The following is a 26,244-nucleotide window of genomic DNA, read 5'->3' as shown; positions in this document are numbered from 1 at the left end:
TTCTTTTGCGAGCCCCGTCTCTATTCATAGGGATGGGGCTTGAAATTAAAGGGATGCAACCCAATTAGACAAACAATTACGAAAATATAAATAGAGGATGTTTTAATGTTTATTTCTCAAGCACATGCAGCAGCAGAAGGTGCACCAGCTGGCGGCGGTTTCGAAATGCTAATCATGCTAGGTATGTTCGCGGTGATCTTCTACTTCATGATCTACCGTCCACAAGCTAAGCGTGTTAAAGAACACAAGAACCTAATGGCTTCTATGGGTAAAGGCGACGAAGTTCTAACAAGCGGTGGTCTAATCGGTAAGATTACTAAAATCGCTGAAGACAACGACTACGTTGCAATCGAGCTGAACCCAAACAACGAAGTAGTGATCAAGAAAGACTTCGTTACAGCAGTGCTACCAAAAGGTACTCTGAAATCTCTATAAACAGCTAGAGGATCCTCGCTGTGCTAAACCGTTATCCGTTATGGAAGTACCTGATGGTGATGTTTACCATTGCTATCGCCGCGTTGTACGCACTTCCAAATCTATACGGTGAAGATCCGGCAGTTCAAGTTACAGGGGCGCGTGGCGCCTCTGTAGATATGTCTACGCTGGATACTGTCACCAAAGCTCTTGAAGCAGAGAGCCTTTCTACTAAATCCGTTGCTCTAGAAAACGGTTCTATTCTTGTACGCTTTAACGATACCGATACTCAAATCAGTGCGCGTGATGTGATCACTGAAGCTTTGAATGAAGATGTTATCGTTGCCTTAAACTTAGCGGCTTCTACTCCTGACTGGCTTGAATCAATTGGTGCGGCACCAATGAAGCTGGGTCTTGACCTGCGTGGCGGTGTTCACTTCTTGATGGAAGTGGATATGGACGCTGCGATGGAAAAACTTGTAGGCCAACAAGAAGAAGCGTTCCGTAGCGAACTTCGTGAAGAGAAAATCCGTTACCGTGCAATTCGCCCATCAGGTAAAGATGCGGTTGAAGTATTGCTACGTAATGAAGAACAACTAGCAGCGGCAAAATCATTGCTAGAATCTCTACACCCAGATATGACGTTTGTCGATTCTGAGTCGAATAGTCGTTTCTCCCTTATCGCTAACTTTACTGAAACGCGTCTTCAAGAGATCCGTAATTACGCTGTAGAGCAGAACATTACTATCCTACGTAACCGTGTTAACGAATTGGGTGTTGCTGAGCCGTTGGTTCAACGTCAAGGCGCTAGCCGTATCGTAGTTGAGCTACCAGGTGTTCAAGATACTGCGCGTGCTAAAGAGATTCTTGGTGCGACTGCAACGCTTGAATTCCGTGAAGTCGATAGCTCTGCGGATCTTGCTGCAGCTGCGGCAGGTCGTGCTCCAGCAGGTAGCGAAATCAAGCAAGACCGTGATGGTCGCCCTGTTGTTCTTAAGAAGCGCGTTATCCTAGGTGGTTCGAGCATTACAGATGCAAGCTCAAGTGTTGATGAATATGGTCGTCCTCAAGTTAACATCTCGCTAGACAGCGAAGGTGGTAGCAAGATGTCTGCGTTCTCTCGTCAAAATATCGGTAAGCTAATGGCAACCGTATTTGCAGAGTACAAAGACAGCGGTCGTAAGACACCTGAAGGCAAAGTGATTCTGACTAAGCATGAAGAAGTGATTAACCAAGCAACGATTCAATCTGCGCTAGGCCGTAACTTCCGTATTACTGGTATCGATTCTGCTGCTGAAGCACACAACCTTGCACTTCTTCTACGTGCCGGTGCTCTGATTGCTCCTATCTCGATTGTTGAAGAACGTACCATCGGTCCATCTATGGGTCAGCAGAACATTGACATGGGTATCATGGCGATGATCTGGGGTATGGCTGCAGTAATGCTATTTACGCTTATTTATTACCGTCGCTTTGGCTTGATTGCTAACGTAGCGCTAATGGCGAACTTGGTGTTGATTATTGGTGTGATGTCGATGATCCCAGGTGCAACCATGACGCTACCGGGTATCGCAGGTATCGTACTGACGGTTGGTATGGCGGTCGATGCCAACGTTCTGATCTTTGAGCGTATACGTGAAGAGCTTCGAGAGGGACGCAGTCCACAACAAGCGATTCACCAAGGTTATGCGAACGCATTCAGCACGATTGCCGATGCGAACATCACCACGCTCCTAACAGCTATCATTCTGTTCGCTGTTGGTACAGGTGCGATTAAAGGCTTCGCGGTAACGCTGTCTATCGGTATTCTGACCTCTATGTTTACAGCTATCGTAGGTACACGTTGTATCGTGAACCTGATGTATGGCGGTAAGCGTGTAAACAAACTGTCGATCTAAGGCTAGGAATTAATATGTTTCAGATTCTAAAAGCAGACAAATTGATCGACTTTATGCGTTGGTCAAAGGTAGCTTTTGTTCTTTCTATCTTAATGATTGGTACAGCAATCTTTACTCTATCAACCAAGTCGTTGAACTGGGGTTTAGACTTTACTGGCGGTACCCTGATTGAAGTCGGTTTTGAGCAACCAGCGAACCTTGAAAACATCCGTGCGGCACTAGAAGCAAAAGGCTTTGGTGACGCGACCGTGCAGAACTTCGGCTCTGCTCGTGATGTTATGGTTCGTCTACGTCCACGTGAAGGTGTAGCGGGCGAAACGCTAGGCAACCAGATCCTATCAGCTATCGAACAAGGTACAGGTGAGCAAGTTGAAATGCGCCGTATCGAGTTCGTTGGTCCAAACGTAGGTGATGAGCTAACAGAAGCGGGTGGCCTGGCTATCCTTGTTTCTCTTATCTGTATCTTGATCTACGTATCGGTACGATTTGAATGGCGTTTGGCTGCAGGTGCGGTACTCGCATTGGCGCACGACGTTATCATCACGCTGGGTGTTTTCTCTTTGATGCAAATCGAAGTGGACTTAACCATCGTAGCGGCATTGCTAACGGTTGTCGGTTACTCACTCAACGATACCATTGTTGTATTCGACCGTATCCGTGAAAACTTCCGTAAGATGCGTAAAGGCGAAGCGCCTGAAGTATTGAATAGCTCAATCACTCAAACACTGAGCCGTACATTGATCACTTCTGGTACAACTTTGTTCGTAGTTATCGCTCTATTTGTACAGGGCGGCGCGATGATTCACGGTTTCGCTACAGCACTTCTACTGGGTATCACAGTAGGTACTTACTCTTCTATCTATGTTGCTTCGGCACTAGCAATGAAGTTGGGTATCACTCGTGAACACCTAATGCCACCTCAAGTGGAAAAAGAAGGCGAAGAGTTTGACGAAATGCCATAGGCGCTATGCTGAATGACATTTACAAACCAAAAAAACCGCTAGGCAACTAGCGGTTTTTTTATGCCTGCATTTTGTGGGTAAGATAAAGGCAAAGTACGTTCGAAGTGAGTTGTATTAAATATCACCAAGCGCCATCCTACTCGCATCTCTGATTAACGGATACAAAAAAGCCCCGCATGTGCGAGGCTTTGAATTTTCCAGCTCTCTATTTAATAGAGGCTATCTACGTAAGGCCTGAATTACTTCAGCATACTTTCGTTTGCGTTCTCACGAACGTGCTTAAGAATTGCTTTAACACCGCGTGCGCTTGAAGCAACAACGTTACCAGACTTCATGTAGTCAGTACCGCCAGCGAAATCAGTCAGGATTGCGCCTGCTTCACGTGCGATTAGATCACCTGCAGCCATATCCCATGGTTTTAGGTCTAGCTCTAGGTAGCCGTCAACACGGCCAGCTGCTAGGTAACATAGGTCTAGTGCTGGAGAACCAGTACGACGGAAGTCAGAACAATCAACGAATAGACCAGAGATGATCTTCATGAAAGATTCAGAGTGTTGCTTAGCTTTGAATGGGAAGCCTGCAGCTAGGATAGAACCTTGTAGGTCTTTCAGCTGAGTTACACGCATACGAGCGTTGTTTAGTTGAGCGCCAGCGCCACGTTGAGCTGTGAATAGCTCGTTTAGCATTGGGTCGTAAACACACGCTACTTCAGTACGGCCGTTCATGCGAACAGCGATAGATACTGCGAAGTGTGGGAAGCCTTTAACGAAGTTGTTCGTGCCATCTAGTGGGTCAACGATCCATTGAACATCAGAGTCTTTACCTTCAGTAAGACCGTTCTCTTCAGAAACAATGCTGTGCTCTGGGTAAGAAGCTTTGATTGTTTCAATAATCATGTATTCAGCTTCTTTAGCAATATTTACAACGTAGTCGTTGTTGCCTTTCAAAGATGTTTCGATCTTATCAGTTGTTTCTAGAGATTTAGCAATGTGATTGCCTGCTTTACGCGCAGCGCGAATAGCAATGTTTAGCATTGGATGCATATGGAAATTCCCACAAGATGTTAAAGAACGATTTAAAGCGGCGGCGAGTATACCAAAGTTTTTGCAAAAGGGAAGTGGTTATTTTTTGAACTCTTGAAATCACATTCCTGTTAGGGTCTGACCATTTTACTTTGTGATGTGTTAATATCTCGCGATTATTTTTAAAGTGGTGTCATATAGCATGTTAGACAATGTAAAAGTCGTTCTCGTTGGTACTTCTCACTCGGGTAATATCGGCTCTGCCGCTCGTGCGATGAAAGTTATGGGTTTAAGCCAATTAGTATTGGTGGATCCTCAGTGTGAAGTAGATGAGCAAACAATGGCTTTGGCTGCAGGTGCTGGTGACATCGCAGAGAACGCGGTCATCGTATCGACGTTAGAAGAAGCGGTAAAAGATTGTGGTCTAGTTGTAGGCTCTAGTGCTCGTTCTCGCACGCTAGAGTGGCCGATGCTAGAACCACGTGAGTGTGGTGAGAAGTTCGCTATCGAAGGACAAAAACACCCAGTAGCGCTGATCTTTGGCCGTGAACGTACCGGTTTAACAAATGAAGAGCTACAAAAGTGTCACTACCACGTTTGTATTCCAGCGAACCCAGAATACAGCTCATTGAACCTCGCGATGGCGGTACAGACATTGAGTTATGAAGTTCGTGTTGCGCACCTAAATCAAGAGGCGAGCCAGTACCCTCCACAAGCTGAAGATGAGTACCCACGTCACGAAGAGCTCGAAATGTTCTACGAGCACCTTGAAAAAGTGATTACTGATACCCAATTTATCTCTAAGGACAAACCAGGTCAGGTGATGAATAAACTTCGTCGTCTGTTTAGCCGTGCACGCCCTGAAATCCAAGAAATTAATACCCTTCGTGGTATTTTGACCTCGGTTGAGAAGTCTCAAAAGGGCGAATAAGTACCCACAAATTCCGTAAGGGTGAATACCTGACTAAAATAGTCAACTAAATACTTGACCAATTTAGTCGGGTATGGGAAGATTCCAACCACATAAACAATGTGGATACGGTGTGATATGAAACTTACATCTAAAGGAAGATATGCGGTCACAGCTATGCTAGATGTAGCACTGCATTCGCAAAAAAGCCCTGTACCTTTGGCTGACATCTCTGAACGTCAAGGTATTTCGTTATCTTACTTAGAACAACTTTTTTCTAAGTTGCGCAAAGCTGGCCTAGTGGCAAGTGTGCGTGGTCCTGGTGGTGGTTACCGCTTGGGCGCAGAAGCCGGTGACATTGCTGTCGGAACAGTGATCGCCGCCGTTGATGAATCGGTTGACGCTACCAAGTGTCACGGTCGTGGTGATTGCCAAGGTGGCACACGTTGCCTTACGCACACGCTGTGGCGTGATCTAAGCTCCCGCATCAGCAGCTTCTTAAACGACATTACGCTCGGTGAGCTAATGAAAGACAACGAAGTTTTAGAAATTTCTGATCGTCAAGACATCGATCTTGCGGTTAATAATGGTTTTGCACATAAAAATACGAGCACTACAACGATTAGTGCAGCACCTCACGGTGTTAATGCCCGCTCTTAGCGGTCAGTTTTTACATTGGAGTAGAAAATGAAACTGCCTATTTACTTTGACTATTCAGCTACTTGCCCAGTTGATTCTCGTGTTGCTGAAAAAATGGTTCAGTGTATGACGATGGACGGTAACTTCGGTAACCCAGCATCTCGTTCACACCGTTACGGCTGGCAAGCAGAAGAGTCAGTAGATAATGCTCGTGAGCAAATTGCCGATCTCCTGAATGCAGACCCACGTGAAATCGTATTCACGTCTGGTGCAACAGAATCTGACAACCTTGCTATTAAAGGTGCTGCGCACTTTTACGAGAAGAAAGGTAAGCACGTAATCACGTGCAAAACAGAACACAAAGCGGTTCTTGATCCATGTCGCCAACTTGAGCGTGAAGGCTACGAGGTAACTTACCTAGAGCCAGAATCAAACGGCATCATCGATCTAGACAAGCTACAAGCTGCAATGCGTGAAGATACAGTGCTTGTTTCTATCATGCACGTAAACAACGAAATCGGCGTTATCCAAGATATCAATGCAATCGGCGAACTATGTCGTTCACGCAAGATCATCTTCCACGTTGATGCAGCTCAGTCTGCGGGTAAAATTCCACTAGACGTACAAGAGACTAAAGTTGACCTAATCTCACTTTCAGCTCACAAAATGTACGGCCCTAAAGGTATCGGTGCACTTTACGTTCGTCGTAAGCCTCGTATTCGTCTTGAAGCTCAAATGCACGGTGGTGGTCATGAGCGTGGTTTCCGCTCTGGTACACTAGCGACCCATCAAATCGTTGGTATGGGTGAAGCGTGTGCTATCGCTAAACAAGATATGCAGAAAGACTACGACCACGCACTAGCGTTACGTGAGCGTCTATTGAAAGGTGTTCAAGACCTTGAAGCAGTAACGGTAAACGGTGATCTAGACCAGCGTGTTCCGCACAACCTAAACGTGAGCTTTGCTTTCGTTGAAGGCGAGTCTCTGCTTATGTCTTTAAAAGACCTAGCAGTATCATCTGGCTCTGCATGTACATCTGCTAGCCTTGAGCCATCGTACGTTCTACGTGCTCTTGGTCTGAACGATGAACTGGCACACAGCTCAGTACGTTTCTCATTCGGCCGTTTTACAACGGAAGAAGAAGTTGACTACGCAATCGCACAGATTCGTGTAGCAGTAAACAAATTACGCGACATGTCTCCTCTATGGGATATGTATAAAGAAGGGATTGATCTGGACACTGTTGAGTGGGCACATCACTAATCTCACGGATATAGAGGATACGAGGTAACTATCATGGCATATAGCGAAAAAGTAATTGATCACTACGAAAACCCACGTAACGTAGGTTCGTTTGATAAAGAAGATCCAAGTGTAGGTAGCGGCATGGTTGGCGCACCAGCATGTGGTGACGTAATGAAACTGCAAATCAAGGTAACACCAGAAGGTATTATCGAAGATGCAAAATTCAAGACATACGGTTGCGGTAGTGCAATCGCGTCTAGCTCACTAGTTACTGAGTGGGTTAAAGGCAAGAGTATCGATGAAGCAGCAGCAATCAAAAACTCTGAAATTGCAGAAGAGCTAGAGCTTCCACCAGTGAAAGTTCACTGTTCGATTCTTGCTGAAGATGCAATTAAAGCAGCCGTTGCGGATTACAAAAAGAAACGTTAATCGTACCCCGTAGCGAATCGTTGCAAAAAAATAGTAATATTAGGGAGTGCGTTTTGCACTCCCACTGAGTTCTCAAATTATTAAAACAAGGTTGTAGTATGGCCATCACCATGACAGAGACGGCGGCAAGCCGAGTTCAAGCATTCCTAGATAACCGAGGTAAAGGTATCGGGTTACGTTTGGGCGTAAAAACCACTGGCTGTTCAGGTATGGCATATGTACTTGAGTTCGTTGACGAACTTAATGAAGAAGACCAAGTATTTGAGCACTCAGGTGTTAAGGTCATCATTGATCCTAAGAGCTTGGTTTACCTAGACGGCACTGAGCTTGATTATGTAAAAGAAGGCCTAAACGAAGGTTTTGAATTCAACAACCCAAATGCGAAAGGCGAGTGTGGTTGTGGTGAGAGCTTTAATGTATAAGTGCTTCAATGGCTAAGCATCTATTGTAAGCGCATCGATTGTAAGCAACGTACAATTAGGCTCTGCATCAGGGCCTAAAATTAGGACCACCTTTACATGAATCATTTCGAATTATTTGGGCTACCACTTCAGTTTCAACTGGATGGTAGCCTTCTTGCTTCTCAGTTTAGAGATCTGCAGCGTCAATTTCACCCTGACAACTTTGCTACTGCCTCCGAGCGTGATCGCTTGCTAGCGGTGCAAAAAGCTTCTCAAATCAATGACGCTTATCAGGTACTTAAGAACCCAATTAGTCGCGCAGAGCACCTATTAGTGCAGAATGGCGTTGATATTCGTGGTGAACAGCAAACCATGCAAGATCCCATGTTCCTTATGGAGCAGATGGAACTGCGTGAAGAATTAGAGCATATCGCAGCAAGCCCAGATGGTGCTGACGAGCTGTTCGACTTCGATACTAAAGTCGGCAAAATGTACACACAACACCTTGCGCAGATCGAGCAACAGCTGGATCAAGCCGCATGGGAAGAAGCCGCCGACAGTGTTCGTAAACTGAAATTCATCGCAAAACTCAAGAAAGAAATAGAACAAGTCGAAGATCACCTGCTCGACTAGCGACTAGATAAAAGGAATCCTCATGGCATTACTTCAAATTGCAGAACCAGGACAAAGCTCAGCACCGCATGAGCATAAGCTGGCTGTGGGTATCGACCTAGGTACCACCAACTCTCTTGTTGCCTCGGTTCGCAGTGGTGAAGCGACGACTTTAGCGGATGCTCAAGGCCGCTCAATTTTGCCTTCTGTGGTTCACTATCAAGCTGATTCTCACACTACTGGCCAAGAGGCTCGTGATTGTGCACAGACTGATCCACAGAACACCATCATTTCAGTGAAACGTCTTATTGGTCGTTCATTGGCTGATATTCAGCAGCGTTACCCATCACTGCCTTATCAATTTGAAGAGAGCGACAATGGCTTACCAGTTATTCGTACTGAACAAGGCACTAAGAACCCAATTCAAGTATCGGCTGATATCTTGCGTACTTTGGGTCAACGTGCCGAGTCTACGCTAGGCGGTGAACTTGCAGGTGCGGTAATTACTGTTCCAGCATACTTCGATGATGCGCAGCGTGCTGGTACAAAAGATGCGGCGCAACTGGCAGGTCTTCATGTTCTTCGCCTTTTGAATGAGCCGACGGCTGCTGCGATTGCTTATGGCCTAGATTCAGGTCAAGAAGGCGTGATTGCGGTATACGATTTAGGTGGTGGTACGTTTGATATCTCTATCCTGCGTCTATCAAAAGGCGTATTTGAAGTATTAGCAACAGGTGGTGACTCTGCGCTGGGTGGCGACGATTTTGACCATTTAGTCGCTGAGCACTTCCAACAGCAAGCCGGTTTGACTGAGCTGACTGCTGAACAAAGCCGTGTTCTGCTAGATGCTGCGACGGATGCAAAAATCCGCCTTTCTGTAGAAGAGCAAGTTGACGTCGAAGTTCTTGGCTGGAATGGAACCCTGACTCGTGATGAGTTTAACGACATCATCAAGCCTTTGGTTAAGAAAACTCTGATGTCTTGTCGTCGTGCATTGAAAGATGCTGATGTAGACGCCGATGAAGTGCTTGAAGTTGTTATGGTAGGTGGTTCAACTCGTACTTTGTTTGTTCGTGAAATGGTCGGTGACTTCTTTGGTCGCACACCGCTGACGAGCATTAACCCTGATGAAGTGGTTGCGATTGGTGCTTCAATTCAAGCGGATATCCTAGCGGGCAACAAGCCAGATGCTGAAATGCTGCTATTGGACGTAATCCCGCTTTCACTGGGCATCGAAACCATGGGTGGTCTAGTAGAGAAGATCATTCCTCGTAACACCACTATTCCTGTTGCTCGTGCGCAAGAGTTTACGACCTTTAAAGATGGTCAAACGGCAATGACGGTTCATACTGTTCAAGGTGAACGTGAGATGGTTGATGACTGTCGTTCATTAGCTCGTTTTGCTCTTAAAGGTATTCCGCCTATGGCTGCGGGTGCAGCGCATATTCGCGTAACTTACCAAGTGGATGCAGACGGTCTTTTGTCTGTGACAGCAATGGAAAAGAGCACGGGCGTTCAAGCGGAAATCCAAGTTAAGCCATCATACGGTCTAAGCGATGATGAAGTGGCTAACATGCTCAAAGACTCAATGACATACGCAAAAGAAGACATGCAAGCTCGTGCACTAGCTGAGCAGCGTGTAGAAGCGGATCGTGTGATTGAAGGTCTAATTGCAGCAATGCAGGCTGATGGCGACGAGCTGCTTAACGAACAAGAGAAACAACAGCTACTACAAGCGATTGAGTCTTTGATCGAAAAGCGTAACGGTGATGACGTTGATGCCATTGAGCTAGAGATTAAGAATACAGACAAAGCGAGCCAAGACTTTGCTTCTCGTCGTATGGATAAATCAATTCGTGCTGCACTGTCAGGTCAGTCAGTCGATAATATTTAATAGTTAGAGAATAGATAAACATGCCAAAGATTATTGTTTTACCTCACGAAGATCTATGTCCAGAAGGCGCAGTGCTAGAAGCAGAAACTGGCGAGACGGTACTTGATGTTGCACTAAAGGCAGGCATTGGTATTGAGCATGCATGTGAAAAGTCGTGCGCATGTACAACGTGTCACGTTGTGATTCGTGAAGGTTTCGATTCACTAGAAGAGAGCGACGATCTTGAAGATGACATGCTAGATAAAGCATGGGGCCTAGAGATGGAATCTCGTCTAGGTTGTCAGGCAAAAGTTGCGGATGAAGATCTCGTTGTTGAGATTCCAAAATACACGCTAAACCTAGCTTCTGAAGATCACTAAAACTCAAGCCGAATGGCGAAGATTTTAGTAAAACTGGCTTAGAATAATAGTGTATTAGAGGCGCATGAGTGCCTTTAACTAATAAGGAAATGATATGAGCTTAAAGTGGATTGACTCGCGAGATATCGCGATTGAACTATGCGACTTATACCCTGATACGGATCCAAAAACAGTACGTTTTACCGATCTGCACCAATGGATATTAGATCTTGAAGACTTCGATGATGAACCAAATCACTCGAATGAGAAGATCCTTGAGGCCATCATTCTATGCTGGATGGATGAGATGGACTAACGTTCTACGCTCATTTTTAACTTGGTGATAGAGATAAGCTCTCTGAAAACACAGCCAAGTTAACAATTCTTACTAAAAAAAGCGGACCTTATGGTCCGTTTTTTTATCAAAATGACATTTTACTCCTACATAATGCTAACATCAGTTCGCTAATAAAAAATAATCTGAATCACTAAGGTAACGTGGTTCAAAGACAAGGAGAAATCATGTCTACACAGATGTCAGTATTTTTAAGTCAAGAGCCTGCCCAGCCTCAGTGGGGAGATAAGGCTATCCTTTCGTTTTCAGAAGCAGGTGCGACAATCCACCTAGCAGGAGGTCACGATCTAGGTGCAGTTCAACGTGCTGGTCGTAAACTTGACGGACAAGGTATTTCGTTCATTTCACTGCAAGGCGAAGGTTGGGATCTGGAGAGCGTTTGGGCTTTCCACCAAGGTTATCGCGGCCCTAAAAAGCAAACCACGCTAGAGTGGGGCGAGCTACCAGAAGCGGACCAAGCTGAGCTAGAAGCTCGTATTCGCGCGACAGACTGGACTCGTGACATCATCAACAAAACGGCAGAAGAAGTTGCACCGCGTCAGCTGGCAACGATGGCTGCTGAATACATCAAATCTATCGCGCCAGAAGGCACTGTAAAAGCGAAGATCGTTAAAGACAAAGACCTACTTACTGAAGGTTGGGAAGGCATCTACGCTGTTGGTCGCGGTTCTGAGCGCACGTCAGCAATGCTACAACTAGACTTCAACCCAACGGGTGATGAAAACGCGCCAGTATTTGCGTGTCTAGTAGGTAAAGGTATTACTTTCGATTCAGGCGGTTACAGCATTAAACCTGGCCAATTCATGACTGCGATGAAAGCTGACATGGGCGGCGCAGCGACGATCACTGGTGGTCTAGGTCTGGCGATTGAGCGTGGTCTGAACAAGCGTATCAAGCTAATTCTATGTTGTGCAGAGAACATGATCTCGGGTCGTGCTCTTAAGCTTGGCGATATCATCACTTACAAAAACGGAACCACGGTAGAGATCATGAATACCGACGCGGAAGGTCGCTTGGTTTTGGCTGATGGTCTGATGTACGCAAGTGAGCAAAACCCAGAGCTTATCATCGACTGTGCGACGCTAACGGGCGCTGCGAAGAATGCACTAGGTAATGATTACCACGCACTGATGAGCTTTGACGATGAGCTTTCTCATCAAGCACTAACGGCGGCAAACCAAGAGAAAGAAGGTCTATGGCCACTGCCTCTAGCTGATTTCCACCGTGGCATGCTGCCATCAAACTTTGCTGACCTTTCAAACATCAGCACTGGCGACTACACACCGGGCGCGAGCACTGCAGCGGCATTCCTGTCTTACTTTGTAGACGACTACAAGAAAGGCTGGTTACATATGGATTGCGCGGGCACTTACCGTAAGTCTCCAAGTGATAAATGGGCGGCGGGCGCAACAGGCATGGGTGTACGCACTCTGGCTCGTCTGCTGACTGAGCAAGCAAAATAATTATAAAATCAGGCAGCTATCGGCTGCCTGATTGTTACCTAAACTCAGATAATGAGGGCAGGTGTCGTTTTTAATAACAAAAAAAATGAAGTGAAGGAAACCCTATGGCTCTAGAAAGAACGTTCTCAATTGTTAAGCCAGATGCTGTTAAACGTAACTTGATCGGCGAAATCTACCACCGCATTGAAAAAGCGGGCCTACAAATCGTTGCAGCTAAAATGGTGCACCTAACAGAAGAACAGGCGAGCGGTTTTTACGCAGAACACGAAGGCAAAGAATTCTTCCCAGCTCTTAAAGAGTTTATGACGTCTGGTCCTATCATGGTTCAGGTACTAGAAGGCGAAGACGCGATCTGTCGTTACCGCGAACTGATGGGTAAAACAAACCCTGAAGAAGCGGCGTGCGGTACTATCCGTGCAGACTACGCAATTAGCATGCGTTACAACTCAGTACACGGCAGCGATAGCCCAGAATCGGCAGCGCGCGAGATTGAGTTCTTCTTCCCAGAATCTGAAATCTGCCCACGTCCTGCTGAATAAGCGACGGGCTCACGATTCTCAAGGCTTCACTTCGGTGAGGCCTTTTTTGTAAGTGGGTTTTACGCTGTTTGAGATTCCAGATATCTCGTGCCTCGACTCTGGAATGACGAGAAAGGAGCGGTTAGTCGCACCGTCATTCCCGATAGCGACGAAGGAGTATAGTCGGGAATCTTGCGCTTATTTCTATAATTGTAAGTAGCGAAAGATGGTTGTGTAATTTTTAATCACTTAACTTTGAATGTCTTAGTAAAGACAGGGTTTTACAGCTCTTGTTGAAGATGCGTAAAGGCTGTACAATTCGCGCCCTTAATTATTGTTCCGTCATTGAGAGGCACCATGACCACAGCTAAAGTCAATCTACTCGATTTTGATCGTAAAGGTCTTCGTAAATTTTTCACAGAAGAATTGAATGAGAAAGCTTTTCGAGCAGATCAAGTAATGAAGTGGATGTACCACTTTGGTGTCGATGACTTCGAAAACATGAACAACATCAACAAAAAGCTGCGTGAGAAACTCCAACGCCGCTGTGAGATCGTTGCACCTGTTGTTTCTGAAGCTCAACACTCTTCTGACGGTACCATTAAATGGGCAATGCGCGTTGGCGACCAAGACGTTGAAACGGTATACATCCCAGACGGTGACCGTGCGACGCTGTGTGTATCATCACAGGTGGGTTGTGCCCTAGAATGTAAATTCTGTTCAACCGCGCAACAAGGCTTCAACCGTAACCTAAAAGTATCTGAGATTGTGGGCCAAATCTGGCGTGCATCTCGTGAGATCGGTCTTGAGAAAGAGACAGGTCGTCGTCCAATTACTAACGTCGTAATGATGGGTATGGGTGAGCCACTACTGAACATGAAAAACCTAATGCCATCATTAGAGATCATGTTAGACGATCTTGGTTTTGCTCTGTCTAAGCGCCGCGTAACCGTATCGACGTCAGGTGTTGTATCTGGCCTTGATCAAATGACGGGTAACATCGACGTAGCACTGGCAATCTCGCTGCACGCGCCAAACGACAAGCTGCGTAGCGAAATCATGCCGATCAATGACCGTTGGGATATCGAAGACTTCCTAGCATCGGTTCGTCGTTACATTGCTTCTTCAAATGCAAACCGCGGTAAAGTAACGGTTGAGTACGTGCTCTTGGATCATGTGAATGATGACATGAACCACGCTCGTGAACTTGCTGAGCTAATGAAAGATACGCCATGTAAAGTTAACTTGATTCCGTTTAACCCGTACCCAGGTTCGCCATACAAGAAGCCAAGCAACTCTCGTATTGACCGTTTCCAGAAAACACTGATGGAATACGATTACACAGTAACAGTACGTAAGACGCGTGGTGACGATATCGATGCCGCATGTGGTCAGCTGGTGGGTGATGTTATCGACCGTACCAAACGTACTAAGCAGAAATCGGCTGCGGAAACTATCCCAGTTAAAGCGCTTTAATTCGCTCCCGCTTTTTTAACAAGCCAGAAGTTTACTTCTGGCTTGTTTGTTTTTGACCGTTTATCACCGTTTCCCGAGCGCGAATGCCACGCTTTTTTACATTTTTCGTTAAATTTTGTACAAAACCATGAGCTAACGGTAAATTTTGTCGAAAGTGTTTTTGCCTTGTCATGGCATTGGCTTATGATTAAATCAGCTTAAACTCATTTTAAGTGCTTACTCGCGACTCGCATCATCAATATGTCTATTTACTAGGTTGGCATTGAGCAGATGGCGCCTGAGAAAACCCTTATGCATAGCAGTGTGTAGTTTTCGATTTCAAAAGGTTTTTGATACGAGTTACGGGACAAATTCAACAAAGAGTGGGTTGTAAGATTGAGCGTAAACGATAATAAAAAATGGCTCTCGACAACCGACGATAATATTTAGAAGTTCAACTTTATGAACACAGAACAAGATACACAAACTCCACAAGCGGCGGCTCCTGTACTAGAAGCAGGAACGATACTGAAAAACCGACGCGAAGCGTTAGGTTTAACCCAACAACAAGTCTCCTCTCGTTTGAAGCTACGCGTTAGCTTGATCCAACAGATTGAAGACAACCAATTTGATTCAGACCAAGTCGCGACCTTTATGCGCGGCTACGTTCGTTCGTATGCAAAGTATGTGAACTTGGATGAAAAGGTTGTTTTAGAAGCCCTAGAACACGCAGGTGATGTTCAACATCAAGAACAAGAGATGATGAGCTTCTCGCGTAAAACCAAAACAGAAAAGCACAATAGCCGTATTATGCTACTGACTTGGAGCATCTTCGCGGTGATTGCCGGAATTTCATCGCTTTGGTGGTGGCAGAATCAGCAGCAAGATACCCTGTCTCAATCCCTGATTGCCGAAGAGAGCGCCGAAGAGCTTGTTGTCGATGAGTTAAACGATGATCAACTCACAACCTCACTAGACCTAATTGAAGCGGAAACAGCAGCTGTTGATGTACCAGAAGTAGTCGACAGCGAAGTAATGGCAGACGCTAATGTTACAGCAGAAGTAGAAATCACCCCAGAGATGGAAGCACCTACTGAGACACAAGTTGCCGCAGTAGAAACGCAAGCTGCAGTAGAAGAAGCTGCGCCAGAAGTGGTGACGCCTGAGCCGCTTGTTAACGAATTGGTGATGCAGTTCAGTGCTGATTGCTGGATTCAAGTGAAAGATGCGACAGGCAGAACCTTGTCTACCGGTATTAAAAAAGCGGGTCAATCACTGAATTTATCAGGCGAAACCCCGTATAAAGTGGTTATCGGTGCTCCAGAAGCGGTCTCAATGACATTTGCGAGTGAACCTGTCGACCTTTCTGGGTATACTTCAGGCAAAGTAGCTAGAATAACCTTACCTTAGAGTTAATATGCAACACGAATCTCCTATTATTCGTCGCAAGTCGACCCGTATTTATGTGGGCGACGTGCCGATCGGTGATGGTGCACCAATTGCCGTGCAATCCATGACAAATACTCGAACAACAGACGTTGCGGCGACTGTTGCTCAAATTAAAGCGCTAGAAAATGTGGGTGCTGACATTGTACGTGTCTCTGTTCCAACGATGGATGCAGCAGAAGCGTTTAAACAGATCAAACAGCAAGTTTCGGTACCTTTGGTAGCGGACATCCACTTCGACTACCGTATCGCACTAAAAGTGGCAGAGTACGGTGTTGACTGTCTACGTATCAATCCAGGCAACATCGGCAACGAGAGCCGTATTCGCTCAGTGGTGGATTGCGCTCGCGACAAAAATATTCCGATTCGTATTGGTGTTAACGGTGGTTCTCTAGAGAAAGACATTCAAGAGAAATACACAGAGCCAACAGCAGAAGCCCTAGTGGAGTCTGCAATGCGCCACGTGGATATCCTTGATCGACTCAACTTCGACCAGTTCAAAGTCAGTGTGAAAGCATCAGACGTTTTCTTAGCAGTAGGCTCATACCGCCTATTAGCGCAGAAGATTGATCAGCCTCTGCACTTGGGTATCACAGAAGCGGGCGGTGCTCGTGCCGGTGCAGTAAAATCATCGGTTGGTCTTGGCATGCTTCTATCTGAAGGTATCGGCGATACACTGCGTATTTCCCTTGCGGCAGACCCAGTAGAAGAGATCAAAGTAGGCTTTGATATTCTGAAGTCTTTGCGTATTCGCTCGCGTGGTATCAACTTTATCGCTTGCCCAAGCTGCTCTCGCCAAGAATTTGATGTTATTAATACCGTTAATGCATTAGAAGAGCGCCTAGAAGATGTCATTACGCCAATGGATGTGTCCATCATCGGTTGTGTAGTAAATGGCCCTGGTGAAGCGGAAGTGTCGCATTTAGGCCTTGCGGGTAGTGCACGTAAGAGTGCGTTCTACGAAGACGGTAAGCGTCAGAAAGAGCGTTTCGACAACAATGACCTTGTCGACCAGCTAGAAGCGAAGATCAGAGCGAAAGCGTCTGTGATGGATAAATCCAATCGCATCGACCTTAAGAACCTAGAAGATTAATTAAACATGATGAGGTAGGGCGTAAGGCCGTGCCTTGTTGTGCAGAATGACGGAAAAAATTGTGGCTAAAAATATTCAAGCAATCCGAGGCATGAACGACTGCCTTCCAACTCAATCACCACTGTGGCAGAAAGTAGAAAACGCAGTAAAAAGCGTGGTGAGCGCATACGGTTACAACGAAGTACGTATGCCTATCGTTGAAGAAACGAACCTATTTAGCCGTGCTGTTGGTGAAGAGACAGACGTAGTTTCAAAAGAGATGTACACCTTTGAAGACCGCAATGGTGACAGCCTAACGCTACGCCCTGAGGGTACAGCGGGTTGTGTACGTTCTTGCATTCAAAACAGCCTAATTAACCGTGACGAACAGCGTCTGTGGTACATGGGTCCAATGTTCCGTCACGAGCGTCCTCAAAAAGGTCGTTACCGTCAATTCCACCAATGTGGTGTGGAAGTATTTGGTCTAGATGGTCCAGACGTTGACGCAGAACTTATCATGATGACAGCGCGTCTATGGCGTGAGCTAGGCATCGACAAACACGTACGTCTAGAGCTGAACTCAATCGGTTCTACTGAAGACCGTGCAAACTACCGTACAGCACTTGTGGCGTTCCTTGAGCAACACATCGACGTACTGGATGAAGATTGTAAGCGTCGCATGCACACCAACCCACTGCGTGTTCTAGATACTAAGAACCCAGACGTTCAGGCTATTCTTGGTGACGCACCTCGCCTTTCTGAATATTTAGGTGAAGAGTCTCAGCAACATTTTGCAGGTTTGTGTGAACTTCTTGATGCTGTTGGTATCGAATACCAAGTTAACGAGCGTCTAGTTCGTGGTCTTGACTACTACAACCGCACCGTATTTGAGTGGATCACCGATAGCCTAGGTGCACAAGGCACTGTGTGTGGCGGTGGTCGTTACGATGGTCTAGTAGAGCAACTGGGTGGCAAACCAACGAATGCTGTTGGTTTTGCAATGGGCCTAGAGCGTCTAGTACTGATGATGGAAACACTAGAGCTTACAGAAGTTCGTCGCAGCGTTGATGTTTACATGGTTGCAGCTGGTGAAGGCACGATGATCGCAGGTATGCAACTGGCGAACGAACTACGTGACAACATCGAAGGTGTGCGCGTAATGAACCACTTCGGTGGTGGTAGCTTCAAAAAACAATTTAAGCGTGCTGACAAAGTAGGCGCAGTGGTTGCACTGGTACTGGGTGAAAACGAAGTAGCAGACAACACTGTAGTATTGAAAGATCTGGTTGGTGGTGAACAAGAAGTTGTTGCCCAATCAGAGGTTGCAGCAAAAGTTGCAGCACTTATCTAAGTCGCCGCTGAGCAAGTAAACGCTCAATATGAATATACAACGCCAGCCCTTTGCTGGCGTTTAAAAGAATCAAAGAGGACAGGAAGTGGAACTTTACGATAGCGAAGAGCAACAAGTTGAAGCCATTAAAGACTGGTGGAAAGAGAACGGCAAAGCTGTGATCTTTGGTGCTGTGATTGGTTTAGGTGGTCTATTTGGCTGGCGCTATTACCAAGACTCAGTGATCCAAGCTCGTGAAGCGGCTTCTGAAAGCTACACCACAGCTATCTCTGCACTGGATGCAAAAGGCCTTGATGCACAAGCTGACATTCAAGCCTTTATCGACAGCAACAAAGACGCAGAGTACTCAGTACTCGCGGCAATGCAGCTAGCAAAAGCGCAAGTAGAAGCGGGCGATCTCGCAGCAGCTCTTGAGCAACTAGAATGGGCACAGTCTGCAACGAAAGATGCAGCGCTTGCGCCTTTACTAGGCTACCGTGTTGCTCGCGTAAAAGCAGAGCAAGGCGAGTTTGATGCGGCGCTGAGCGATCTAGCGGCGATTACTGATGAGTCGTGGAAAGGTCGAGTGGCTGAGCTACGTGGTGATATCTCACTTCGTAAAGGCGACAGCGACGCGGCATACGCGGCTTACACAGAAGCACAACAAGCGGTTGATGCTAGCCAAACGCTTCAAATCAAACTTGACGACCTAGCTAAATAAGGCGCTTTGAATGAAGAAGATGTTTCCCAAAGCGACACTGTGTGCATTAGCTCTTGGACTTCTTGCTGGCTGTGCGAGTGAAGAAGACACGGTGATCATGGCTCCTGTGCCAACCGTGACCAGCGAATTTACGCCTTCTCAAGAGTGGTCTGCATCTGTGGGTGATGGCGTTGGTCATTACTTCTCAAAGCTCACGCCTGAATACGCATACGACAAAGTATTTGTGGCTAGTCGTGACGGCATGCTTAAAGCACTTGACCCAGAAACGGGTAAAGAGATCTGGAAAACCGACCTAGAGAAAGACGTGATTGCGCGTATCTCTGGTGGTTTGACGGCAGGCTACGGTAAGGTTTTCCTTGGTTCAGAAAATGGCGAGATGATCGCGGTTGATGAAGAAACCGGTGAAGAGCTTTGGCGTGTATCTGTGAATGGTGAAGTGTTAGCGGCACCAGCAACAGAGAACAACATGGTTCTAGTTCACACTAGCCGTGGCATGATGGTCGCGCTTGACCAAGCAACGGGTGAGGAAAAGTGGACCATCAGTACTGAAGTTCCTAGCCTAACCCTGCGTGGTGACAGTGCACCTGTTACTGTTTCTGGCGGTGTATTCTGGGGAACAGCGAACGGTCGACTTGCAGCGGCAATCGTAGATCGTGGCCAACTTATCTGGCAACAGCCGGTAGGCACACCGAAAGGGGCAACCGAGATTGACCGTTTGGTTGATGTTGACTCTTCTCCAGTGGTACTGGGTGGCACGCTGTACACCGTTGGTGTTAATGGTCAGCTGATTGCGATCGACCTACGTTCTGGTAAGCCAGTGTGGAAGCGTAACTACTCTTCTGCAATTGATTTAGCGAGCGATGGTAGCCGTCTATTTGTTGTGACAGACAACGATCACTTAGCGGCAGTTGATGCACGAAGTGGTACAGAGATCTGGAGTACATCACTGCTTGAAAACCGCTTACTGACGGCACCTGCTATCATTAACGGATACGTAGTGGTCGGTGACACAGAAGGTTACCTACACTGGCTAGATCGTGCGACGGGTGACTTTGTGGCACAACAGCTGGTGGACGACAGCGGCTTTGCCGTTGCACCAATTGAGCTTTCTGGTGGCTACCTTGTCGTGACTCGCAACGGCGATGTAAAGAAACTGACGATTAGCCAATAAAAGCGTGATATAATTCACAGTCGGCTCCTGGTTGGTAACAGCCAGGAGCCGTTTTGTTGTTGTAAAATTAATAAAGCGTGTGGTTATAGGTAAGAGTTTAAACTTGCGAACAAGTGTTTACCTATAACTACATTAAGAAAAGAAATTGTAGAGGTTGTTATGGTACCTGTTGTTGCTCTAGTAGGGCGTCCGAACGTAGGTAAGTCTACGTTGTTTAACCGATTGACTCGAACTCGCGATGCATTGGTTGCGGATTTTCCTGGCTTAACGCGTGACCGTAAATATGGCCAAGCTCAGCTTGGTGAACATGAATTTATTGTAATCGACACTGGCGGTATCGACGGTACTGAAGAAGGTGTTGAAACAAAAATGGCAGAACAATCATTGGCGGCGATCGACGAAGCTGATGTAGTACTGTTCATGGTAGATGGCCGTGCTGGTCTAACACCGTCTGACGTTGCTATCGCGAAGCACCTTCGTCAACTAGAAAAGCCATCAATGCTGGTAGTAAACAAGGTTGATGGTATCGACCCTGATGCAGCAAGCGCTGACTTCTGGCAGCTTGGTGTAGAAGACATGTACCAAATCGCAGCGGCGCACGGTCGTGGTGTAACAGCACTGATCGACCTAGCACTTAACCCATTTGCTGAAGCGCTAAAAGCAGAAGCAGGTGAAGTAAGCGATCTGACTGAGTTTGAAGACGAAGAAGCTGAGCAAATTGATTTCACTGAAGAAGAAGCGGAAGCAGAATTCCAACGTCTTCAAGATCAACCAATTAAGCTGGCTATCATTGGTCGTCCAAACGTAGGTAAATCAACGCTAACGAACCGTATCCTTGGCGAAGAGCGTGTGGTTGTTTACGATATGCCGGGTACAACGCGTGACTCTATCTACATTCCAATGAGCCGTGATGAGCGTGAATACGTTCTGATCGATACTGCGGGTGTACGTCGTCGTAAGAACATCAACGAAACGGTTGAGAAGTTCTCGGTAGTAAAAACGCTGAAGGCAGTTGAAGACGCAAACGTAGTACTGCTTGTTATCGATGCTCGCGAAAACATCTCTGACCAAGATTTGAGCCTACTAGGCTTTGCATTGAACGCAGGTCGTTCAATCGTGATCGCGGTAAACAAGTGGGATGGTCTAGATAACGACGTGAAAGAGCGCGTTAAGAAAGAGCTAGATCGTCGTCTTGGTTTCGTTGACTTTGCACGTATCCACTTCATCTCTGCACTGCACGGTACTGGTGTTGGTCACTTGTTTGAGTCTGTTCAAGAAGCTTACAAGTCAGCGACAACACGTGTAGGTACTTCAGTACTGACGCGTATCATGAAGATGGCGACGGATGATCACCAACCACCTATGGTTCGTGGTCGTCGTGTGAAGCTCAAGTACGCGCACGCGGGTGGTTATAACCCACCAATCGTGGTTATTCACGGTAACCAAGTACGTGAGCTGCCAGATTCATACAAGCGTTACTTGATGAACTACTACCGTCGTTCTCTAGAGATCATGGGTACGCCAATTCGTATTCAGTTCCAGAACAGTGAGAACCCGTTTGAAGGTAAGACAAACAAGCTAACTATCTCTCAAGAGCGTAAACGTAAGCGCATGATGAGCATGATGAAAGGCCGTAAGTAACCTTTACTCCTGATTTGATACCCGAGCCGAGCTCGGGTATTTTTTTAAGCAAAATTTATTCGAACGAAAATAATATGACCACATCGACTCAAATCACTCCAACTATCACTCAATTTTGTCATCAAATCTGGAGCCTAACTGCGACAGTGCAGTACGTAGAACAGCAAGCGGATAAGACTTACCTCGTCGTTGACAAAACACCGTTTCATCCAGTTAGCCATATTTGGCCAGATCATCCTGCGGATCAGGGTTATGTGACCATTGAACAACAGCGTGTGGACGTTGAAGATTGTCTGGTTGGTGCAATAGAACAATCCACTGGAAAACTCTACGTGTCAGCAGATATTCCTGTTAAGCGTGATACGGAAGGCTGGATTTTTGTGGTGGTGCATCAGTTACCTGCTTCGGCTGAAATGCTTAAGGTTGGTGATGCGGTTGAGCTCAATGTCAATCAAGCCTACCAAGATAGCCTTAGCCGTGGCCACAGTGCGGGGCACGTCGCGTATCTGGCGCTTAACCAAGTGCTTGCTGCACACTACTGGCGTAAGGATGCTGACAGAAAAGATCCACTCGGGCACTATGATTTCAATAGTTACGCTCAAGTGACCAGTTTCGTTACCCCTGATTTATGCACCGATAAATATCGCTTAGGGAAAACCCTTAAAAAGCGCGGTCTCAATGTTGCGAATATGCTAGAAAATCTTGCTGAGATTGAAGCATCAGTCAATCAAACGATCGCAGAGTGGCTGGCCGTTGAAACTCAGGTTTCGATGAAACTCGAAGGCGAATGCTTGACCGATTCTCGATACTGGCAATGGCAGAAAAATGAAACTTCTTTAGTTTCAATACCTTGTGGTGGTACTCATATCACTAGCTCCACTCAGCTAGGCCGTTTGTCGGTAAAACTGACCAAACTAGATGACCAACACATTGAAATGCAGACGCATGTAATTAGACATTAATCGACAACAGATCGAGATGAGATGTTCTGACAAGCCTTGATTTAATACGTCAATTTGGTTTTATATGCTGTTTAAAATCCAAATGCAGCACATGTAACTTATGCTTTCGGTGTGTGGTGATATAAATATTCTTTTTGGGGTAGATCGCTGATCAAAATAGATAAAGCAAAAGATCAAGCTTTGATCTCGGGATGTGCGCCTCGGTTGGTTAGTGTGTTATTATCGAACAAAAAGTAGACTTGCATAAGAACAGGTTGCTGTTAATACACTTAATAAAGCTGTAGTGAATGGAAAAAGAATTTTTATTGGAAGCTCATCGATCCGTAAATAGCCTGTTACGTAGGCTTGCGCTTGGCATGGATCGAAAGGAGCTGAATGAGAAGATCATTCAGCTTACTGAACATCTTTTTGGCGAGCGCATGGCTTCAATCTTGTTGCTCAATACCGAGACTCAAACCCTACACCTTGAATATGCGCCGAACTTACCTCAGTTTTATAATGAAAAAATTGAGGGAGTTTCGATTGGCAAGGGGATAGGTTCATGTGGCGAATCAGCGGCCTTAAAAAAGGCGGTGATTGTCTCAGATATTAACCATCACCCAAACTGGGCGGCTTTCTTACCGTTAACTCAGCAAGCGAATCTGCATGCCTGCTGGTCTGTTCCTATTCTCTCTTCTAATGACTTGGTGCTTGGCACTTTTGCTATTTATAGTCAGTTCCCCTCTGAGCCCCATGAGTTCGAGGTTGAAATCCTTGAGCTGTTGGCATCACTCTACTCTGTTGCTTTAGAGAAATATGAACTCGAGGATCAACTGCAATATCACGCTACTCGTGACTCATTAACTCGATGTCTTAATCGTCGAGCACTGCTATGTGAAGCTCAGAAAGTTCTCGAAAAGCGCTGCTTTGGAGAAAAGATCATGGGATGCATGTTTGTCGATGTCGACAAGTTCAAGGCGATCAATGATACCTATGGTCACCGCTTTGGTGATGAAATCTTAGAGCGAGTTGCCAAGGTTCTCGACGACGCGACGACTGCGTGCGCTAAAGTAGGGCGTTACGGTGGAGACGAGTTTGTGGTGTTCTCTTGTTTCAATTCGGAAGAGAGTTTTTCTCAGACTTATCGAGTACTTAACAGTACGCTGCAAGAAGCGTTATATATCGATGGAACTCAGTTTTCAGTCAGTGTGGGGATGGCGTTTGAGAAAAATCCAAACGGTTTAAGTGGTTTGATTGCGCAAGCAGACAAGAACATGTATCAAATCAAGCAATCGAAAGTACACTAAGCGTAGAGTTAGCCCTAGTTGATGATTTAGGAATGCGATATGAGCGAAAATATCTGCCCTCAGTGTCAGTCTGAATTAAGTTGGGACGGACAATACCACTGCGAAACCTGTGCAATGCATTTTACCAAGATTGGTTATTGCCCTGACTGTCAAAGTCAGCTCGAGAAGCTTCAGGCATGCGGTGCCGCCAGCTACTTTTGTAATGATAAATGCAATGAACTCAAGTCTAAGTCGAGAGTGACATTTGAGTTTAAGCCGACGGCATAGCTTTGATATAGCCTGTCTAATCAATTTATCTCGGCCCAAAATATCGTCTCACCCCAAAATACTGGCGCGTCCTAAAGTACGTTTCAATGTTTAAGCCCAGCTTTTAGCGAGTTGGGCTTTTTTATTGTGGTCATGTTTCATATTGGTTCATTCCTGAGACAACTGCACCACCATGAATCAGCTTACATAGTGCATACTGCACCAAAGTTGTACTCTATGAATTTAAATCTCTAAAAATCAATTGTTTAATTTATTTTTTACTTTATCGATAGCTTGGCACTCTTCTTGTAATTCTGTAATTGGATAACAAATAACAATTATGGAGTAACAACTATGAACAAGGTGTTCAAATTATCGTTAGCTGCACTATGTACTTCACTCTCTTTCTCTTCGGCAAGCGTGCTTGCAGCAGAAGACACCATTAAGGTTGGTGTTCTGCACTCATTGTCAGGCACCATGGCGATCAGTGAGACCACGCTAAAAGACACGGTTCTTATGCTAATCGAAGAGCAGAACAAAAAAGGCGGGCTACTGGGTAAGAAGCTTGAGCCTGTGGTTGTCGATCCTGCGTCAAACTGGCCTCTATTCGCAGAAAAGGCGCGTGAATTGATCGAAAAAGAGCAAGTCGATGTGGTCTTCGGTGGTTGGACATCTGTTTCTCGAAAATCCATGCTTCCAGTATTTGAAGAGCTCAACAGCATCCTTTTCTACCCTGTTCAGTATGAAGGTGAAGAGTCTTCGAAAAACGTTTTCTACACGGGTGCCGCGCCAAACCAACAAGCGATTCCAGCGGTGGATTACCTGATGGAAGAGCTTGAAGTGGAACGCTGGGTTCTGGCGGGTACCGACTATGTTTACCCACGCACAACCAACAAAATCCTTGAAGCGTATTTGAAAGAGAAAGGTGTCGCGCAAGAAGACATCATGATCAACTACACGCCATTTGGTCACTCAGATTGGCAGTCCATCGTTTCAGACATCAAGAAGTTTGGCGACGCAGGCAAAAAGACAGCGGTAGTCTCTACGGTCAATGGTGATGCGAACGTCCCATTCTATAAAGAGCTGGGCGCACAAGGCATTTCATCAGAAGACATTCCAGTGATTGCGTTCTCGGTCGGTGAAGAAGAGCTTTCAGGTATGGATACCGAACCATTGGTTGGTCACCTTGCGGCTTGGAACTACTTCATGAGCGTGGATACTGAAGCCAACGAAGAGTTTGTTGAGACATGGCAATCCTTCATCAAGAGTGAAAAGCGTGTGACGAATGACCCAATGGAGGCGCACTACGTCGGCTTCAACATGTGGGCTCAAGCGGTAACCAACGCAGGCACGACAGATGCAGAAGCAGTCCAAGATGCATTGATCGGTGTTTCTGTTCCTAACCTTTCCGGTGGCTATTCAACCATGTTGCCTAACCACCACATCACGAAACCCGTATTGATCGGTGAGATCCAAGATGACGGTCAATTTGAAGTTGTTTGGGAAACCACAGGCCTTGTTGCGGGTGACGCATGGTCAAGCTACTTGCCGGAATCAGCCAAGCTTTACTCTAGCTGGTCTAAGCCGTTCTCGTGTGGTGCGTTCAACGTAGAAACGAAGAAGTGTTCAGGTAGTAACTAAGCAAACCTGGATACGTGCGCCCTTGGCATTTCAGTCAACTTCGCCGAGGGCGCCTTCGTTAATGAGTCCAAATCAGGATGAGTCTCCAAGCAGCAATCAGTTTTCAAAGAACAATCAGTTTCCGAGGAGCTATCAGTTTACAAGGAACAATCAGTTTCCAAACAACAATAAGT

At 46.1% G+C, this 26,244-nt stretch carries 26 protein-coding genes; 25 read left to right on the top strand and 1 reads right to left on the bottom strand.

Going from position 1 to position 26,244, the window contains the following annotated elements:
* The first annotated feature begins 105 nt into the window (after positions 1 to 105).
* From yajC to secF, 3 genes are read left to right on the top strand one after another with little or no spacing between them, the layout of a single operon-like run.
* A complete protein-coding gene (yajC, locus tag KI655_RS02700; RefSeq protein ID WP_032551291.1) occupies positions 106 to 435 on the top strand; it encodes a preprotein translocase subunit YajC in 330 nt (109 codons plus the stop codon).
* A gap of 20 nt (positions 436 to 455) precedes the next feature.
* The gene (secD, locus tag KI655_RS02695) at positions 456 to 2,312 is read left to right on the top strand and encodes a protein translocase subunit SecD (protein WP_285401510.1); all 1,857 of its coding nucleotides are present in this window, start codon (positions 456 to 458) and stop codon (positions 2,310 to 2,312) included.
* A gap of 14 nt (positions 2,313 to 2,326) precedes the next feature.
* Positions 2,327 to 3,274 carry a protein translocase subunit SecF gene (gene secF / locus KI655_RS02690; protein WP_285401508.1) on the top strand — a complete coding sequence of 316 codons (948 nt, stop codon included), beginning with the start codon at positions 2,327 to 2,329 and terminating at the stop codon, positions 3,272 to 3,274.
* 239 nt (positions 3,275 to 3,513) lie between these two features.
* On the opposite strand, the gene suhB is transcribed toward secF, so the two are convergent.
* Positions 3,514 to 4,317 (bottom strand): inositol-1-monophosphatase, encoded by an 804-nt coding sequence (gene suhB, locus KI655_RS02685; RefSeq protein WP_285401506.1) that lies wholly within the window; start codon positions 4,315 to 4,317, stop codon positions 3,514 to 3,516.
* Positions 4,318 to 4,498: 181 nt separating this feature from the next.
* Here suhB and trmJ point away from each other — a divergent pair, with 181 nt between their 5' ends.
* From trmJ to urtA, 22 genes are all read left to right on the top strand, one after another.
* Positions 4,499 to 5,227, top strand: coding sequence for a tRNA (cytosine(32)/uridine(32)-2'-O)-methyltransferase TrmJ (gene trmJ / locus KI655_RS02680; RefSeq protein ID WP_032551299.1), 729 nt, complete (start codon positions 4,499 to 4,501; stop codon positions 5,225 to 5,227).
* Between the two features lie 117 nt (positions 5,228 to 5,344).
* Positions 5,345 to 5,866, top strand: a complete 522-nt coding sequence (iscR, locus tag KI655_RS02675; protein WP_084181864.1) for a Fe-S cluster assembly transcriptional regulator IscR — start codon at positions 5,345 to 5,347, stop codon at positions 5,864 to 5,866.
* Positions 5,867 to 5,893: 27 nt separating this feature from the next.
* Entirely contained in the window at positions 5,894 to 7,108 is a 1,215-nt protein-coding gene (locus tag KI655_RS02670; protein ID WP_032551302.1) for an IscS subfamily cysteine desulfurase, read from the top strand.
* Positions 7,109 to 7,141: 33 nt separating this feature from the next.
* A complete protein-coding gene (gene iscU / locus KI655_RS02665) occupies positions 7,142 to 7,519 on the top strand; it encodes a Fe-S cluster assembly scaffold IscU (RefSeq protein WP_004740340.1) in 378 nt (125 codons plus the stop codon).
* 98 nt (positions 7,520 to 7,617) lie between these two features.
* Positions 7,618 to 7,941 carry an iron-sulfur cluster assembly protein IscA gene (gene iscA / locus KI655_RS02660; protein ID WP_032551305.1) on the top strand — a complete coding sequence of 108 codons (324 nt, stop codon included), beginning with the start codon at positions 7,618 to 7,620 and terminating at the stop codon, positions 7,939 to 7,941.
* Positions 7,942 to 8,037: 96 nt separating this feature from the next.
* The gene (gene hscB, locus KI655_RS02655; protein ID WP_285401447.1) at positions 8,038 to 8,553 is read left to right on the top strand and encodes a co-chaperone HscB; all 516 of its coding nucleotides are present in this window, start codon (positions 8,038 to 8,040) and stop codon (positions 8,551 to 8,553) included.
* 22 nt (positions 8,554 to 8,575) lie between these two features.
* Positions 8,576 to 10,426, top strand: coding sequence for a Fe-S protein assembly chaperone HscA (gene hscA / locus KI655_RS02650; RefSeq protein WP_285401445.1), 1,851 nt, complete (start codon positions 8,576 to 8,578; stop codon positions 10,424 to 10,426).
* A 20-nt stretch (positions 10,427 to 10,446) separates the two neighbouring features.
* Positions 10,447 to 10,785 (top strand): ISC system 2Fe-2S type ferredoxin, encoded by a 339-nt coding sequence (gene fdx / locus KI655_RS02645; protein WP_032551309.1) that lies wholly within the window; start codon positions 10,447 to 10,449, stop codon positions 10,783 to 10,785.
* Positions 10,786 to 10,879: 94 nt separating this feature from the next.
* A complete protein-coding gene (gene iscX / locus KI655_RS02640; RefSeq protein WP_032551310.1) occupies positions 10,880 to 11,080 on the top strand; it encodes a Fe-S cluster assembly protein IscX in 201 nt (66 codons plus the stop codon).
* A 206-nt stretch (positions 11,081 to 11,286) separates the two neighbouring features.
* A complete protein-coding gene (gene pepB / locus KI655_RS02635; RefSeq protein ID WP_285401442.1) occupies positions 11,287 to 12,582 on the top strand; it encodes an aminopeptidase PepB in 1,296 nt (431 codons plus the stop codon).
* 104 nt (positions 12,583 to 12,686) lie between these two features.
* Positions 12,687 to 13,121, top strand: coding sequence for a nucleoside-diphosphate kinase (gene ndk / locus KI655_RS02630; protein WP_032551313.1), 435 nt, complete (start codon positions 12,687 to 12,689; stop codon positions 13,119 to 13,121).
* Between the two features lie 336 nt (positions 13,122 to 13,457).
* A complete protein-coding gene (locus KI655_RS02625) occupies positions 13,458 to 14,576 on the top strand; it encodes a bifunctional tRNA (adenosine(37)-C2)-methyltransferase TrmG/ribosomal RNA large subunit methyltransferase RlmN (protein WP_285401439.1) in 1,119 nt (372 codons plus the stop codon).
* A gap of 441 nt (positions 14,577 to 15,017) precedes the next feature.
* Positions 15,018 to 15,965 carry a cytoskeleton protein RodZ gene (gene rodZ / locus KI655_RS02620; protein WP_285401437.1) on the top strand — a complete coding sequence of 316 codons (948 nt, stop codon included), beginning with the start codon at positions 15,018 to 15,020 and terminating at the stop codon, positions 15,963 to 15,965.
* Positions 15,966 to 15,972: 7 nt separating this feature from the next.
* Entirely contained in the window at positions 15,973 to 17,094 is a 1,122-nt protein-coding gene (ispG, locus tag KI655_RS02615; protein ID WP_285401435.1) for a flavodoxin-dependent (E)-4-hydroxy-3-methylbut-2-enyl-diphosphate synthase, read from the top strand.
* A gap of 61 nt (positions 17,095 to 17,155) precedes the next feature.
* Positions 17,156 to 18,424: a histidine--tRNA ligase gene (gene hisS, locus KI655_RS02610; protein WP_285401433.1), complete on the top strand. Its 1,269-nt coding sequence runs from the start codon at positions 17,156 to 17,158 to the stop codon at positions 18,422 to 18,424.
* Between the two features lie 85 nt (positions 18,425 to 18,509).
* Complete coding sequence (locus KI655_RS02605) at positions 18,510 to 19,124, top strand: YfgM family protein (RefSeq protein WP_285401431.1); 615 nt, start codon at positions 18,510 to 18,512, stop codon at positions 19,122 to 19,124.
* Positions 19,125 to 19,134: 10 nt separating this feature from the next.
* Entirely contained in the window at positions 19,135 to 20,295 is a 1,161-nt protein-coding gene (bamB, locus tag KI655_RS02600; protein ID WP_285401429.1) for an outer membrane protein assembly factor BamB, read from the top strand.
* Between the two features lie 159 nt (positions 20,296 to 20,454).
* A complete protein-coding gene (gene der / locus KI655_RS02595) occupies positions 20,455 to 21,936 on the top strand; it encodes a ribosome biogenesis GTPase Der (protein WP_285401427.1) in 1,482 nt (493 codons plus the stop codon).
* Positions 21,937 to 22,010: 74 nt separating this feature from the next.
* Positions 22,011 to 22,898 carry an alanyl-tRNA editing protein gene (locus KI655_RS02590; protein ID WP_285401425.1) on the top strand — a complete coding sequence of 296 codons (888 nt, stop codon included), beginning with the start codon at positions 22,011 to 22,013 and terminating at the stop codon, positions 22,896 to 22,898.
* Positions 22,899 to 23,185: 287 nt separating this feature from the next.
* Entirely contained in the window at positions 23,186 to 24,184 is a 999-nt protein-coding gene (locus KI655_RS02585; RefSeq protein WP_285401424.1) for a sensor domain-containing diguanylate cyclase, read from the top strand.
* 39 nt (positions 24,185 to 24,223) lie between these two features.
* Positions 24,224 to 24,451 carry a zinc ribbon domain-containing protein gene (locus KI655_RS02580; protein WP_285401422.1) on the top strand — a complete coding sequence of 76 codons (228 nt, stop codon included), beginning with the start codon at positions 24,224 to 24,226 and terminating at the stop codon, positions 24,449 to 24,451.
* Positions 24,452 to 24,784: 333 nt separating this feature from the next.
* Positions 24,785 to 26,071, top strand: coding sequence for an urea ABC transporter substrate-binding protein (gene urtA / locus KI655_RS02575; protein ID WP_285401420.1), 1,287 nt, complete (start codon positions 24,785 to 24,787; stop codon positions 26,069 to 26,071).
* Positions 26,072 to 26,244 lie beyond the last annotated feature (173 nt).

It is taken from the genome of Vibrio sp. D404a, assembly GCF_030248535.1.
Taxonomy (GTDB): Bacteria; Pseudomonadota; Gammaproteobacteria; order Enterobacterales; family Vibrionaceae; genus Vibrio.
The sequence above is the reverse complement of the archived record's forward strand: the minus strand, read 5'-3'. Positions and strand labels throughout refer to the sequence as shown.

Coding starts and splice junctions, on each gene's coding strand:
- yajC (WP_032551291.1), top strand. CDS start 106: ATGTTTATTTCTCAAGCACATGCAGCAGCAGAAGGTGCACCAGCTGGC.
- secF (WP_285401508.1), top strand. CDS start 2,327: ATGTTTCAGATTCTAAAAGCAGACAAATTGATCGACTTTATGCGTTGG.
- suhB (WP_285401506.1), bottom strand. CDS start 4,317: ATGCATCCAATGCTAAACATTGCTATTCGCGCTGCGCGTAAAGCAGGC.
- trmJ (WP_032551299.1), top strand. CDS start 4,499: ATGTTAGACAATGTAAAAGTCGTTCTCGTTGGTACTTCTCACTCGGGT.
- iscR (WP_084181864.1), top strand. CDS start 5,345: ATGAAACTTACATCTAAAGGAAGATATGCGGTCACAGCTATGCTAGAT.
- KI655_RS02670 (WP_032551302.1), top strand. CDS start 5,894: ATGAAACTGCCTATTTACTTTGACTATTCAGCTACTTGCCCAGTTGAT.
- iscU (WP_004740340.1), top strand. CDS start 7,142: ATGGCATATAGCGAAAAAGTAATTGATCACTACGAAAACCCACGTAAC.
- iscA (WP_032551305.1), top strand. CDS start 7,618: ATGGCCATCACCATGACAGAGACGGCGGCAAGCCGAGTTCAAGCATTC.
- hscB (WP_285401447.1), top strand. CDS start 8,038: ATGAATCATTTCGAATTATTTGGGCTACCACTTCAGTTTCAACTGGAT.
- hscA (WP_285401445.1), top strand. CDS start 8,576: ATGGCATTACTTCAAATTGCAGAACCAGGACAAAGCTCAGCACCGCAT.
- fdx (WP_032551309.1), top strand. CDS start 10,447: ATGCCAAAGATTATTGTTTTACCTCACGAAGATCTATGTCCAGAAGGC.
- iscX (WP_032551310.1), top strand. CDS start 10,880: ATGAGCTTAAAGTGGATTGACTCGCGAGATATCGCGATTGAACTATGC.
- pepB (WP_285401442.1), top strand. CDS start 11,287: ATGTCTACACAGATGTCAGTATTTTTAAGTCAAGAGCCTGCCCAGCCT.
- ndk (WP_032551313.1), top strand. CDS start 12,687: ATGGCTCTAGAAAGAACGTTCTCAATTGTTAAGCCAGATGCTGTTAAA.
- KI655_RS02625 (WP_285401439.1), top strand. CDS start 13,458: ATGACCACAGCTAAAGTCAATCTACTCGATTTTGATCGTAAAGGTCTT.
- rodZ (WP_285401437.1), top strand. CDS start 15,018: ATGAACACAGAACAAGATACACAAACTCCACAAGCGGCGGCTCCTGTA.
- ispG (WP_285401435.1), top strand. CDS start 15,973: ATGCAACACGAATCTCCTATTATTCGTCGCAAGTCGACCCGTATTTAT.
- bamB (WP_285401429.1), top strand. CDS start 19,135: ATGAAGAAGATGTTTCCCAAAGCGACACTGTGTGCATTAGCTCTTGGA.
- der (WP_285401427.1), top strand. CDS start 20,455: ATGGTACCTGTTGTTGCTCTAGTAGGGCGTCCGAACGTAGGTAAGTCT.
- KI655_RS02590 (WP_285401425.1), top strand. CDS start 22,011: ATGACCACATCGACTCAAATCACTCCAACTATCACTCAATTTTGTCAT.
- KI655_RS02585 (WP_285401424.1), top strand. CDS start 23,186: ATGGAAAAAGAATTTTTATTGGAAGCTCATCGATCCGTAAATAGCCTG.
- KI655_RS02580 (WP_285401422.1), top strand. CDS start 24,224: ATGAGCGAAAATATCTGCCCTCAGTGTCAGTCTGAATTAAGTTGGGAC.
- urtA (WP_285401420.1), top strand. CDS start 24,785: ATGAACAAGGTGTTCAAATTATCGTTAGCTGCACTATGTACTTCACTC.